Here is a 13,811-nt window from a genome sequence, read left to right as displayed (position 1 = left end):
CAGAAAAGCTGCCGTTAGCGCTACCGGATGGTCTTTGTTTATTGGCAAGATGAAATTCATTGGTACTAGGTCTGCAACGAACCGGGAGAGATGCGGATGAATGCACTGGCGGCACAGATCGCCCCCCTCGCTGCCGAGCGCAGCGGGCCGCTCTATCGCCGGCTGGAAGAGGCGCTGCGCGAGGCGCTGCGGCGCGACGTCCTCAAGCCCAACGACGCGCTACCGCCGGAACGCGACCTCGCCGCCGACCTGTCGGTGTCGCGGATCACCGTCCGCAAGGCGCTCGACCGGCTGGTGAAGGACGGGCTGCTCACGCGCCGCCAGGGCGCCGGCACCTTCGTCGCCGGCCGCGTCGAGAAGCAGTTCGCCAAGCTCAGCAGCTTTTCGGAGGATATGGCCGCGCGCGGCCGCGCGATCCGCAGCGAATGGCTGACGCGTACCAGCGGTGCGGTGACGCCGCAGGAGGCGCTGACGCTTGGGCTGGGCCCGGGAACGCCAGTCTATCGCTTCGCGCGCGTGCGCTATGCCGACGACGTCGCGCTGGCGCTGGAATATGCGACGATCGCCGGCTTCGCCCTGCCGAGCGAGCAGGCGGTCGACACGTCGCTCTATGCGGCGCTGGAGGCGCACGGCACCCGCCCGGTGCGCGCGCTCCAGCGGCTGCGCGCGGTGCTGTTCGATGCGCAGCAGGCCGAACTGCTCGGCATCGCGCCGGGCGATCCCGGCCTCTACATCGAACGCCGCGCCTCGCTCGCCGACGGTCGGGTGATCGAGGCGACGCAGAGCTGGTACCGCGGCGACGCCTACGACTTCGTGGCGGAACTCGATACGCGGGGATGAAGGGGACGCAGGCCGCGTCCCCTCCGACGGTTACATGCGGAAGCTGACGCTCGCCGCGAAGGTCCGGCCGTTCTTGTAGAAGGCGGTCGGGGTGTCGCGGGTCCCGCTGTACTGGATGTAGGTCGAATCCAGCAGGTTCTGCGCGTTGACCGTCAGCGTGATGCCCGCGTTGACCGCCAGGCTCGCCGAGAAGTCGAGCTGGTCGTACGGCGCGACCATGTCGACCGAGTTGAGGCGGCCGATCTGGCGGAAGTAGGAGGAGCGGTGGTTGTAGCTCAGCCGCGCCTGCACCGGGCCGCTTTCGAAGTACGGGATCACGTTGACCGTGTGCTTCGACAGGTACGGTAGATTCAGCCCCTCGTCGGTCGAGCTGTCGGCGTAGGAATAGTTCGCCTGGATGCCGAAGCCGCCCCAGATCTCGCTCTGCCCCGACACCAGCACGCCGTCCGCGGTCGCCTTGCCGCCGTTGATCGGCTGCGAGACGTTGTAGACGCGGTTCTGCTGCTCCAGCTCGTTGAAGAAGGTCTGCTGGGTGATGCCGTTGTAGATGTAGTCCTTCACCTCGCGGCGGAACAGCTCGACCGACAGCAGCGTGCCGGCGCGTGGATAATATTCCGCCGACAGCTCGTAGTTGGTCGACTGGTACGGACGCAGGTTCGGGTTGCCGCCGCTCGCGTCGAGCGTGATGTCGTTGCGGCCGACCGAGCCGCCGAGCTGCTCGTAGCGCGGACGCGAGATGACCTTGGCGATGCTGCCGCGGAAGATCAGCTGCGAACCCGCCTCATAGGCGATGTTCACGCTCGGCAGGAACTTCAGGTAATCGTTGGAGACGGTCACCGGCACGATCGTCGGCAGGCTGCCGTCGGCGCCCGACACCTGGTTGGCGTAGTTCGAGGTGTTCTCGGTGTAGACCAGTCGTCCGCCGATGTTGCCGCGGAAGCCGCTCTGCTCGAAGTTCGCCTGGATGTAGTTCGCCGCCACCCGCTCGTCGACGACGAACGACGCGGTCGGCTTGGCGACCGCGATGTTGATCGAGTTCTCGAGGATGTCGATCACGGTCTGGCGCGGCAGGTTGAGGTAGCTGGTCGCGTTGCCGCGGCCGCCCGTGCCCTTGAACACGTCGTCCGGGGTGGTGATCGTGTCGACGCCCAGGCTCGCGAGCGTATAGTCGTCGGTGGTGTAGTTGTTGAAGCCGCTGGCGTTGCGGCGGTTGCGGTGATCGGTGAACTTGCCGCCGACCAGGATCTGGGTGAACGGGCCGAACTCGACCGGGATCACCGCATCATAGCCCGCGTAGAAATCGCGATCGATCGTCTTGGAGAAGTCGATGCCGCCCGCGCGCGCGGCGACGAGCTGCGTGCCGTTCACCAGGATCGGCTGGCCGTCGATGGTCTGCGCCTGCACCGCGTTGCTGCGGCGGTAGTTCGCCGGATCGGTGAGGTCGCCGACATAGTCCACCGTCGCGCTGTCGCGCGTGAAGCTGTAGCTGTACGGCAGGTCGGTGCGGACGTCGAAGAGATACTCGGGGTTGCTGCCGCCGGTCGCCCGGCTCCAGCCCGCCGTCGCGGTGAGCGAGGCACCGCCGTCGCCCTTCCACTCCGCCATGAAGTTGGCGTTGTCGGTCTTCAGCTTGGTCGAGCGGACCAGCGTGTCGAGCTGCGAGCTCTGGCTGCCCGCCGACGCCGCGCCGAAGCTGGCGCCCGTCACCACGCCGTCCTCGATCGTCGCAGACTGGAGCACATCGCCGCTCCAGGCGCCGGGGATGACGTACATCGACTGGCTGGCGTTGTTGTAGTTGCCGTCGATGTGCAGCCCGTTGACCGACAGCGTCAGCGACTCCGTCGGGCGGAACTGCACCGTGCCCGAGTAGCTGGTGCGCTCGCGCTGCTGGGTGAAATAGGCGTAGTTGATGCCGAACGGCGACGTGGCGTTGTCAAGATCCGCGATCGTGCCGCCGTTGATCACCGCGTTGGGGTTCTTGAGCACTCGCTCGCCGGCTTCGTTGGTGGTGAGGAAGCGGTCGCCCGCATTCTCGAAGCCGAAGAACTCGACGCCGGCGCGGGTCAGGCTCTGGCGGTCGTAGGTAACGGCACCCAGGATGCCGAAGGTCTCGGCCTCGTTCTTCCAGCTGTAGAGGCCGGAGGCGCGGACGTTCCCCTTCTCCGAACGGTCGTTGTACGAATAGCCGCCGGACGCGAACAGCGAGTTTGCCGGCGTGTCGAGCGGCCGGCGGGTGCGCACGATCACGGTGCCGCCGATGCTGCCTTCCTCGATGCGCGGCTCGGGCGACTTGTAGACTTCCAACCGGTCTACCAGTTCGGGCGCGAGCAGCGAATAGTTGAAGGTGCGGCTGGTCGGATCGTTGTCGTTGCCGCCCCAGTCGGCCGAGGCGACGGCATGGCCGTCGAGCAGCATGCGGTTGAGCGCCGGATCGGTGCCGTGGATCGCGACCTTCTCGCCCTCGCCGAAGCGACGGTCGATGCTGACGCCCGGAATGTGCGACAGCGATTCGGCGACGTTGCGGTCGGGGAATTTGCCGATGTCCTCGGCCGAGATCACGTCGACGACCGAGTTCGCCTCCCGCTTCACCGAGATGGCGTTGCGGAGCGAGGCGCGGATGCCGGTGACGACGATGTCGCCGTCGCCCGCGGGTGCGTCGGGAGCGGAGATGTCCTGCCCCTCGCCGGCCGGCGGCGTCGCTTCCTGCGCCATCGCCGGGGTTGCGCTGATCACAAGCGCCAGCACGCTGGCAACGCACGGACCAAAACGGTCAGCCATCCTACACCCTCTCGCTAGAAACCGCCGTCGTGCTGCGAATGGCACGACATTGGTATGACCTTACTGCTGCCCATTATCACGGAAGCGCGCCGCCGTAAGGCGCCGACAGCCGCTGCGCCGAGCGGTTGATCGCAGAACCTGCCGGATGTCACATTCCTGCAACAGACGGCGGTGGAGGGGCGGCGGTACAGTCCTGTCGGCGGCGCGCTGCAGCAGCCCGTCCCGACGGGACCAAGGGCCAAACCGCCCCGTGGCGAGACTTCTCAGCGCAACCCTTCTTCTCGTCATCCTGACGGAAGTCAGGATCCATTGCCGCTAGGCTGGAGCCTCTGACGAAACGCGTATGGATGCTCACTTCCGTCAGCATGGCGGGGGCGCGGGTCAGCAGCAGCGTGCGCCGTTCTTCCCACTAGCGCGGCTCTTTTAAGGTTGCGGAAGAACTCCACCGCGTGCGCTCGCGATTGTCGCGCCTCTTCCTCAAAGGCTCCATTTGGCGCCGTTCGCGGACAGGGTGATCGGGGTCGGCTCGCCGCATACCGTGACGGCCGGGCCGCCCAAGGCGTTCCAGCGGAACAGGTTGAGGTGCCACCCGCCGGGGATCATCCGCGATCGATCGATGATCCCGTCCGCCCCCGCCCTTCGCGCGGCATCGGCGTTACGCCACGACGGCGGTTCCCGCCCAGCCGCCAGTTCGCGACGCCAGGGGATGTTCGAATGCTCCCGATCGCTGCCGAGCAGCCGACACGCCGCCGCGTCATGCTGGTCGAGCACCTGCGCCATGCCGACCCGCAGCGGGACCACCACGCGGACGATCCCGTCCTCGCGGATGTAGCCGGAGACGGCGATCGTCGCCCATTCAAGGCTCGGGCTCATGTAGAGCGTGGCCTGGCCAGGCCGATGGTAGCGCCCGGCACTGTCGGGGCGCGGCGGCGCCAGAACCTCCGCTACCCGATCCGCGGGTACCGAGCGGTAGAAGAGGCCCTCCATCCGCCGCAACACGGTCACGCGGCTCCCTGGACCTGCGCCGGTCGCGCTAGCAACAGCGTCCGCCGTTCTTCCCCCCGTAGCGTGCCTCCTGCCGGTTGCGGAAGAACTCCGCCTCGCTCATCACCGCGCGGTCGGGATGGTGCTGCGCCATGTGCCGGCAGTAGCTGGCATAGGGCGGCATCCCTACCATCAGGTGTGCGGTCTCGCGCACGCGCGCCGCGAACGTGGCGAGGCGGTTCATTCCGCCGCCTCGACGCGCAGCGTCGGCGGGATCTCGGTCACCGTCGGCCGGCCGATCCGCCGTGCCGCCAGGCAGGTTCGGATGGCGTAGAACAGGATCGAGAACACCACCGCCAGGAAGATCGCGCACAGCGCCGCGTCGATGCGGTCGTTGAACACGATGCGCGCCATTTCCCCGAGGTCCTTGGCAGGCGCCAGCACCTCGCCGCGCGCCAGTGCGTCGCCATAGCGCGCGGCGTGCGCGAGGAAGCCCACCTTGGGATCGGCCGAGAACAGCTTGAGCAGCCCGGCGCTGCCGGTGCACACCACCAGCCACGCCGCCGGAACCGTCGTCACCCAGGCGAAGCGCTGCTGCTTCATCCGGAACAGCACGACCGTCGCCAGCATCAGCGCCACCGCCGCGAGCATCTGGTTGGAGATGCCGAACAGCGGCCACAGCGTGTTCACCCCGCCCAGCGGATCGGTGACGCCCTGATAGAGGAAGAACCCCCAGGCGGTGACGCACAGCCCCGTCGCGATCAGCCCCGGCACGATCGCGGAGGCTTCGCGGAACTGCGGCACCACCAGCCCGATCAGGTCCTGGAGCATGAATCGCCCGGCCCGCGTGCCGGCGTCGACTGCGGTGAGGATGAACAGCGCCTCGAACAGGATCGCGAAATGGTACCAGAAGGCCATCATCGCCTTGCCGCCGATCACGTGGCTGAAGATGTGCGCCATCGCCACCGCCAGCGTCGGCGCGCCGCCGGTGCGCGAGACGATCGTCGCCTCGCCCACGTCGCTTGCGGTCTGCGCCAGCGTGTCGGCGGTGACCGGGAAGCCCATCGCCGTCACCGCGCTCGCGGCGGACTGCACGTCGGTCCCGAGCACCGCTGCCGGGCTGTTCATCGCGAAATAGATGCCGGGATCGAGGATCGAGGCGCCGACCAGCGCCATGATCGCGACGAAGCTCTCCATCAGCATCGCGCCATAGCCGATGAAGGGCGCGTCGCCCTCGCTCGCGATCAGCTTGGGGGTGGTGCCGCTGGCGATCAGCGCGTGGAAGCCCGAGACGGCGCCGCAAGCGATGGTGATGAACAGGAACGGGAACAGCCCGCCCGACCAGACCGGGCCGCTGCCGTCGACGAATTGGGTGAGCGCCGGCATGCGCAGCGGCGGCGCCATGATCGCGATGCCGATGGCGAGCGCCGCGATCGCGCCGATCTTGAGGAAGGTCGACAGATAATCGCGCGGCGCGAGCAGCAGCCATACCGGCAGCACCGAGGCGACCGCGCCATAGCCGATCAGGATCCAGCACAGCTGCACGCCGGTGAAGGTGAACAGTGGCGCGAGGCTGGGCGATGCCGCCACCTGCCCGCCATAGACGATCGCCAGGATCAGCCCGACGAAGCCGAGGATCGACACCTCGCCGATCTTTCCGGGCCGAAACCAGCGGGTGTAGATGCCCATCAGGATGGCGAGCGGCACCGTCGCGGCGACGGTGAACATGCCCCACGGGCTCCCGGCGAGCGCACGTACGACGATCAGCGCGAGCACCGCCAGGATGATGACCATGATCATGAACGCGCCGAACAGCGCGATCGTGCCGGGCACCGGCCCCATCTCCAGCCGGATCAGCTCGCCCAGCGACTTGCCGTCGCGACGCATCGAGATGAACAGGACCATGAAGTCCTGCACCGCGCCGGCTAGCACCACACCGGCGAGGATCCACAGCGTGCCGGGCAGATAGCCCATCTGCGCGGCGAGCACCGGCCCGACCAGCGGCCCCGCCCCGGCGATGGCGGCGAAATGGTGGCCGAACAGCACCTTGCGATCGGTCGCGACATAGTCGAGCCCGTCGGCGCGGCGGATCGCCGGCGTCGGCCGGGCGGGGTCGAGGCGCATGACGTAGCGGGCGATGTAGAGCGCGTAGAAGCGATAGGCGATCAGGTAGATCGCGACCGCCGCGACGACGATCCACAGCGCGCTGACCTGCTCGCCCCGCGAAAGCGCGACCACCCCCAGTGCCGCCGCCGCCAGCAGCGCAAGCGCCGCCCAGCCCGCCTTATGTATCGCCGCCACAGTGCATCCTTTCTCCGATGCGCCCGCTGCCATGACCCCGTGGGCGCGACCGCATCGCGTTGGATGCGGCGTTCCGTCTCCCGGAGCATCCCCTACCAAAGTCGGTGGTCCCGCGACAGCCGGGGGAGCAGAGCGAGGTCCGCCCGCCGGCTGCGCTAGCCGTGTGTGCCGGTGCCCGGCGCCTCGCTCACGACCTCGCACGGAGCCTGGGGGTCGACGACGATGCCGCCGTTGGCGAGCCGGACCGCATCCTCGCCGACCAGCGGCTGCGACAGGTGATAGCCCTGGACGTGCGAGCAGCCGGCGAGCCGAAGCGCCTGAAGCTGGGTCTCGTTCTCCACGCCCTCGGCGACCACCTCCAGCCCCAGCGCGCGGCCGAGGTGGATGATCGCATGGACGATGGGCGCCGAAGCGCGGTCGCGGCCCATGCCGTCGATGAAGCTGCGATCGATCTTGAGCGAGTCGAGCGCGAAGGTGCGGATGTTGTAGAGGCTCGAATAGCCCGTCCCGAAATCGTCGAGCGCGACCCGGAAGCCCATCTGCCGAAGCCGGTAGAGCGTCTCCGCCGCGCGCTCGGCATTGTCGGCCAGCGCCCCCTCGGTGATCTCGATCTGCAGCTGCCGCGGCGACACACCGGCGCGCTGCACCTGCGCCACCAACTGCGCGACGAAGTTCTGCCGCCGGAACTGCCGCGGCGAGAAGTTCACCGAAACGAACTGCCCCGGCCAACGCTTCACCGCCTCCAGTGCCTCGCCCACCACCCAGTCGCCCAGCGCGTGGATGAGGTCGCTCTCCTCGGCCACCGGGATGAACATGGCAGGCGAGATCATGCCGTGGTCGGGGCTGCACCAGCGCAGCAGCGCCTCGAACGCGACGATCTCCAGTCCGCCGCGCGCGAAGATCGGCTGATAGGCGAGCGTGAGTTCGCCGTTGGTCATCGCAGCGCCGAGCCCGGTTTCGATCCGGCGACGGAAGCGGACCGTCTCGTCCATGCTCTCGTCGAACGCGCGCACCACGCCGCGTCCGGCGCGCTTGGCCTCGTTGAGCGCGAGATCGGCGCGACGCATCAGGTCGACCGGATCGTGCTGGTGATCGGCATCGGCCACCATCAGCCCGATCGAAGCGCTGTTCTGCACCGACTGGCCGAAGATGCTGAGGCTGCCCGAGCAGGCACGCAGCAGCCGCTCGCAGCGCATCACCGCCTCGTCCTCGCCCGACACCGACATCAGCAGCCCGAACTCGTCGCCCGCCAGCCGCGCCACGAAACCCTCGTCGCCCAGCTGCACGGTCAGCCGCGCACAGACGATGCGGATCAGTTCGTCGCCGGCGAAGTGGCCGAAGGTGTCGTTGACCAGCTTGAACCGGTCGAGGTCGAGCATCGCCACCGCGAAGCACCCCGGCGTCTGCACGCGCTCGCCGAGCGCGTGCAGGAAGGCGAGCCGGTTCGGCGCCTCCGTCAGCGTGTCGTGGTTCGCCAGATGCACAGCGCGGCTTTCGTTGGCGGCGATCTCGATCGCCTGTTCCTCGAGCTGCGCGACTTTCTCGGCCAGCATGCGGCGGGTTTCCGCCAGGTCGCGATCGCTCTGCCAGCGCTGTGCGAGCGCGGTGGCGGTCTGCACCACCTCGCTCCCGTCCAACGGCTTGGCGATGTAGAAGATCTTGTCCGCCGGCCCTGCGGCGCGGGCGATCTCGGCGGGGGCGAAGTCGGAAAAGCCGGTGACGATCACCAAGTTAACGTCGGGATCCAGCGCGCGGATCCGCGCCGCCGCTTCCTTGCCGTCGATGCCCGGCGGCATCCGAACGTCGATGAACGCGACCGCGAAGGGCGTGCCGGCGCGCAGCCCCGCGTCGACCGCCGCGATCGCATCCAGCCCCTGGGAAACGTGGACGAGCTCGAGCTCGGACGGGGCGTCGATGGCCGACGCGCCGCCGCCAGCGCCGGGTTCGGGGTCGGGTCTGTCCGTCATCGCCGCCGGCCGCCCGTCGTCCACCGGCCGGCGAAACGCCTGCCGGTAGGAGTCGTGCATCCCCGGCTCGTCGTCGACAATCAATACCCGCACGGCCATTCGACTCCCATACCCTTGGCACAGGATAGCGAAGCCCTTGTTACGGGCAGGTAAACGTCGGCTGAACGTGGCCGTGGGGGAAAACGGCCTCGCGCTACTCGACGGTCACCGATTTGGCGAGATTGCGCGGCTGATCGACGTCGGTGCCCTTGGCGACGGCGACGTGATAGGCGAGCAGCTGCACCGGCACCGCATAGACGAGCGGCGCGATCAGCGGGTGCACCTTGGGCATCTCGATCGTAGCCACCGCATCCTCGCCGGCGAGCGCCAGCCCGTCGGCGTCGGAGATCAACACGACCTGCGCGCCGCGTGCCTGCGCCTCCTGCATGTTCGACACCGTCTTCTCGAACAGTGGACCCGAGGGTGCCAGCACGATCAGCGGCACATGCTCGTCGATCAGCGCGATCGGGCCGTGCTTCATCTCGCCGGAAGCATAGCCTTCGGCGTGGATGTAGCTGATTTCCTTGAGCTTGAGCGCACCTTCGAGCGCCAGCGGATAGTCCGAACCGCGCCCCAAGTAGAGCACGTCGCGCGCACCGGCGATGGTGCCGGCCATGCGCTGGATCTCGCCGTCGTGCGCGAGCGCGGCGTTGATCGCGGCGGGCGCCTCGACCAGATGGCGGACGATCGCGCGCTCTTCTTCCGCCTCGAGCATCCCCTTGGCGCTGGCGAGATTGACCGCGAGCGCCGCCATCACGGACAGCTGGCAGGTGAACGCCTTGGTGGAGGCGACGCCGATCTCGGGTCCGGCGTGGGTGGACAGCAGCAGGTCGACCTCGCGCGCCATCGAGCTGGTCGGGACGTTGATGATGCCCGCAGTGGTGACGCCGTTCGCCTTCATGTGGCGCAGCGCCGCCAGCGTGTCGGCGGTCTCGCCCGACTGCGACACCACGACGCCCAGCGTGTTCGGGAGCAGGACGGGATCGCGGTAGCGGAACTCGGACGCGACATCGACCTCGACCGGCAGCCGGGCGAACTTCTCGATCCAGTATTTGCCGATCATGCCGACGTACGAAGCGGTGCCGCAGGCGACGATCACCACCCTCTCGATCGTCGACAGGTCGAACGCCATGTCGGGCAGCGCGACCTTCTCCTCGACCGGGCGGAGGTAGGAGCGCAGCGTCTGCGCGACGACCACCGGCTGCTCGTAGATCTCCTTGAGCATGAAGTGGCGGTGGTTGCCCTTGTCGATCAGCGCGCCGGTGACGCCGCTGATCGTGATCGGCCGTTCGACGGGATTGTTGTCCTTGTCGTAGACCTGCGCGCCGTCGCGGGTGACGACCACCCAGTCGCCCTCCTCCAGATAGGCGATACGCTGGGTGAGCGGCGCGAGCGCGAGTGCGTCCGAGCCGAGGTAGGTCTCGCCATCGCCATAGCCGACCACCAGCGGCGACCCCAGGCGGGCGCCGATCAGCAGGTCGGGGTGCTGGCGGAACAGGATCGCCAGCGCGAAGGCGCCGTGAAGCTGCGGCAGCACCGCCTGCACCGCATCCTGCGGACTGTCCCCCGCCTCGATCCGCTCGCTGACGAGGTGCGCGACCACCTCGCTGTCGGTCTGGCTGTGGAACTCGCGCCCGCGCGCGATCAGCGCGTCGCGCAGCGGCTTGTAGTTCTCGATGATGCCGTTGTGGACCAGCGCCACTTCCTCGGTGGCATGCGGGTGGGCGTTGGCGGTGGTCGGCGCGCCGTGCGTCGCCCAGCGGGTGTGGGCGATGCCGGTGGCGCCGGGCAGCGGCGACTCCCGCACCTCCCGCGCGAGATTGACCAGCTTGCCCTCGGCGCGGCGGCGATCGAGCGTGCCATCGTGTACCGTGCAGACGCCCGCCGAGTCATAGCCGCGATATTCCAGACGACGCAGCCCTTCGACCAAATTGTCGACGACGTCGCTGCCGCTGATGATTCCAACGATTCCACACATCTTATCGTTTTCCCGCCGCCTTGAGTGCCGCCATCTTCTCTCGAAAACCCCGCGCCCATCCGGGGCGCACTTCCTGTCGTCCACGCGCCGCGACCAGCGCGTCGGGTTCGACGTCGCGCGTGATCACCGATCCCGCGGCGACGATCGCGCCGGCGCCGATCGTCACCGGCGCGACCAGCGCGCTGTTCGATCCGATGAACGCCCCTTCGCCGATACGCGTGCGGTTCTTGAGATAGCCGTTGTAGTTGCAGGTGATGGTGCCCGCGCCGATGTTGGCACCCGCCCCGACCTCGGCATCGCCCAGATAGGTGAGGTGGTTGACCTTGGCACCGCGGCCGAGGACCGCCTTCTTCATCTCGACGAAATTGCCGACCTTTGCCTGCGCTTCCAGCACTGCACCGGGCCGCAGCCGCGCGTAGGGGCCGACCTCCGCCCCCTCGCCTACCGTGGCACCTTCGAGGTGGCTGAACGCGCGGATCGCGACACCGTCCGCCACCCGCACGCCGGGGCCGAACACCACGTTCGGTTCGACCACCACGTCGCGGCCGAGCTGGGTGTCGTGCGCGAACCAGACCGTCTCGGGCGCGATCAGCGTCGCACCCTCCGTCATTGCCCGCAGGCGTCGCCTCGCCTGCCAGTCCGCCTCGACCCCGGCGAGTTCGCCGCGGCTGTTGACCCCCGCCACTTCGGCGGCGTCGGTTTCGATCACCGCCGAGACACGGCCGTCGGCGGCGGCGAGCATCACCACGTCGGGCAGATAATATTCGCCCGCGGCATTGGCGTTGCCGACGCGCGCGAGCAGCGCGAACAGATCGGACGACCGCACCGCCATCAGCCCGGAATTGCACAGCGTCTCCGCGCGCTCTTCGGCACTCGCGTCCTTGAACTCGACCATCTTCACGATGCGATCGCCCTCGGCGACGATCCGGCCGTAGGCGCCGGGATCGGACGGGCGGAAGCCGAGAACCACCGTCGCCGGGGAATCGTCGCCGTGCAGCCGGTCGAGCATCCGCCGCATCGTCTCGGTCGAGACGAGCGGCACGTCGCCGTAGAGGATGAGCACGTCGCCCTCGAAGCCGCCGAGCGCCGCCTCGGCCTGCGCGACGGCATGGCCGGTGCCGAGCTGCTCCGCCTGATGCGCGGTGGCGATGCCGAGCGGCACGACCGCCGCCTCGACCTGCTCGCGCCCGGAACCGACCACCACCACCGTGTGCGCCGGATCGAGCGCAGCGACGCTGTCGGCAAGATGAAGAAGCATCGGGCGGCAGGCGATTGGGTGCAGCACCTTGTGCAGGTGCGATTTCATGCGGGTGCCCTTGCCCGCGGCAAGGATGATGGCGGCGATCGGTGCGGTCATGAACTTCTCCAAGGCGCAGCCCTCTGCCACGGCGATCTTGCCATTGCCAGCAGCTTGCGCCCATGAGCCGTGCCATGACGGACTTCCCTTTCGACATCATCGGCTTCGACTTGGACGGCACGCTGATCGACACCAGCGGCGATCTTGCCAACGCGCTCAACCACGCCCTCGCCGATGCCGGGCGGCCCTTGCTGACCCGCGACCAGGTGCGCCCGATGATCGGCGGCGGTGCGCGCCACATGCTGATGCAGGGGATGGCGAGCACCGGCGGCTGTTCGGAGGCCGAGCTCGACCGGCTCTATCGGCTGCTGCTCGATCATTACGAGGCGCACATCGCCGTCGAAAGCGCACCGTTCGAAGGCGCGATGGCGGCGATCGACGCGCTCGAAGCGCGCGGCGTCACCGTGGCGGTGGTCACCAACAAGCTCGCCGCCCTCGCCGAGCGGTTGCTGACCGAGCTCGGCATCCGCGACCGCTTCGCCTGCCTGATCGGCGGCGACACGATGGGCAAAGGCTTCGGCAAGCCGCACCGGGCGCCGATCGACGAGATGATCCGCCGCTGCGGTGGCGGCCGTGCCGCGTTCGTCGGCGATTCGATCTACGACACCGGCGCGGCGCGCAATGCCGGCATCCCGTCGGTCGCCTGCAGCTTCGGCTTCCTGATGCAGCCGGTCGAGGAACTGCAAGCCGATGCGGTGATCGATCGATACGACGAACTGCTGCCGGTGCTGGAGCGGCTGGGCACCGCGACGCGTTGAGCCGGCCATGACCAATCCCAATCGACCCGCCGCGCTGATCACCGGCGCTTCCGCCGGCATCGGCAAGAGCTTCGCCGTCCATCTCGCCCGCACCGGCCACGACCTGGTGCTGGTCGCACGTCGCGCGGATCGGCTGGAAGCGCTTGCAGAGGAATTGTGCGAGGTGCACGACATCGTGGTCGAGGTCCTTCCCGCCGACCTCGAAACGGCCGAGGGCGTTGCGACCGTCGAGGCGCGGCTGGCCGAGGGCGACCCGATCGACCTGTTCGTCAACAACGCCGGCTTCGCGGCGCGCGGCGCTGTCGGTGCGCTCGATCCCATGGCGCTGGAAGCGATGGTGCGCGTCAACGTCCTCGCCTTCGCCCGGCTCGCCCACGCCGCCGCGGCCCGGATGCGGGCCGAGGGGCGCGGCACGATCATCAACGTTGGCTCGGCGATGCTGTTCATGCAGTTCGCCGAAAACGCCGGCTATGGCGCCACCAAAGCGTTCGTCGCCTATTTCACCCGCACCATGCAGCTCGACCTCGCCGACAGCGGCGTGCGCGTGCAGTTGCTGATCCCGGGCGTCATCGCCACCGACTTCCACGCCATCGCCGGCAACGCGATCGAGAACTTCCCGCCAGAGCGGGTGATGCAGGCCGACGATCTGGTCGTCGCCTCGCTGCGCGCGCTGGAGATGGAAGAGCCGGTCTGCATCCCGTCGCTTCCCGACATCCGCGACTGGGACGCGCTGGTCACGGCCGAGGCGAGGATCGCGCCGAACGCCTCGCGCGACCGGCCGGCCGAGCGCTACCACTGAGGAGACGGTA

At 68.4% G+C, this 13,811-nt stretch carries 10 protein-coding genes; 3 read left to right on the top strand and 7 right to left on the bottom strand.

The features are described from left to right. Positions 1-96 precede the first annotated feature (96 nt). Complete coding sequence (locus ACBY01_RS09035; RefSeq protein WP_416460496.1) at positions 97-840, top strand: GntR family transcriptional regulator; 744 nt, start codon at positions 97-99, stop codon at positions 838-840. Positions 841-870: 30 nt separating this feature from the next. Here the strand turns inward: ACBY01_RS09035 and ACBY01_RS09030 are convergent, their stop codons facing one another. The 7 genes from ACBY01_RS09030 to glmU form a co-directional block, all read right to left on the bottom strand. Next, complete coding sequence (locus ACBY01_RS09030) at positions 871-3,618, bottom strand: TonB-dependent receptor (protein ID WP_416460474.1); 2,748 nt, start codon at positions 3,616-3,618, stop codon at positions 871-873. A gap of 477 nt (positions 3,619-4,095) precedes the next feature. Beyond that, positions 4,096-4,623, bottom strand: coding sequence for an RES domain-containing protein (locus ACBY01_RS09025; RefSeq protein WP_416460473.1), 528 nt, complete (start codon positions 4,621-4,623; stop codon positions 4,096-4,098). A 28-nt stretch (positions 4,624-4,651) separates the two neighbouring features. Beyond that, a complete protein-coding gene (locus ACBY01_RS09020; protein WP_416460472.1) occupies positions 4,652-4,846 on the bottom strand; it encodes a YbdD/YjiX family protein in 195 nt (64 codons plus the stop codon). Then, positions 4,843-6,894: a carbon starvation CstA family protein gene (locus tag ACBY01_RS09015; RefSeq protein WP_416460495.1), complete on the bottom strand. Its 2,052-nt coding sequence runs from the start codon at positions 6,892-6,894 to the stop codon at positions 4,843-4,845. Before ACBY01_RS09015 ends, ACBY01_RS09020 begins: the two co-directional genes overlap by 4 nt. Before the next feature lie 164 nt (positions 6,895-7,058). After that, the gene (locus tag ACBY01_RS09010) at positions 7,059-8,969 is read right to left on the bottom strand and encodes a putative bifunctional diguanylate cyclase/phosphodiesterase (RefSeq protein ID WP_416460471.1); all 1,911 of its coding nucleotides are present in this window, start codon (positions 8,967-8,969) and stop codon (positions 7,059-7,061) included. A 94-nt stretch (positions 8,970-9,063) separates the two neighbouring features. Further along, positions 9,064-10,887 carry a glutamine--fructose-6-phosphate transaminase (isomerizing) gene (gene glmS / locus ACBY01_RS09005; RefSeq protein ID WP_416460470.1) on the bottom strand — a complete coding sequence of 608 codons (1,824 nt, stop codon included), beginning with the start codon at positions 10,885-10,887 and terminating at the stop codon, positions 9,064-9,066. Between the two features lies 1 nt (position 10,888). Further along, entirely contained in the window at positions 10,889-12,244 is a 1,356-nt protein-coding gene (gene glmU, locus ACBY01_RS09000; protein WP_416460469.1) for a bifunctional UDP-N-acetylglucosamine diphosphorylase/glucosamine-1-phosphate N-acetyltransferase GlmU, read from the bottom strand. 74 nt (positions 12,245-12,318) lie between these two features. On the opposite strand from glmU, the gene ACBY01_RS08995 reads away from it, so the two are divergent. Both ACBY01_RS08995 and ACBY01_RS08990 read left to right on the top strand, forming a co-directional pair. After that, positions 12,319-13,002, top strand: coding sequence for an HAD hydrolase-like protein (locus ACBY01_RS08995; protein WP_416460468.1), 684 nt, complete (start codon positions 12,319-12,321; stop codon positions 13,000-13,002). Positions 13,003-13,009: 7 nt separating this feature from the next. Then, the gene (locus tag ACBY01_RS08990) at positions 13,010-13,801 is read left to right on the top strand and encodes an SDR family NAD(P)-dependent oxidoreductase (protein WP_416460467.1); all 792 of its coding nucleotides are present in this window, start codon (positions 13,010-13,012) and stop codon (positions 13,799-13,801) included. Positions 13,802-13,811 lie beyond the last annotated feature (10 nt).

This window comes from Sphingomonas mangrovi (genome assembly GCF_047975845.1).
Classification (GTDB): domain Bacteria; phylum Pseudomonadota; class Alphaproteobacteria; order Sphingomonadales; family Sphingomonadaceae; genus Sphingomonas.
Note: the sequence above shows the minus strand (reverse complement) of the source record. Positions and strands in the feature narration are given on the sequence as shown.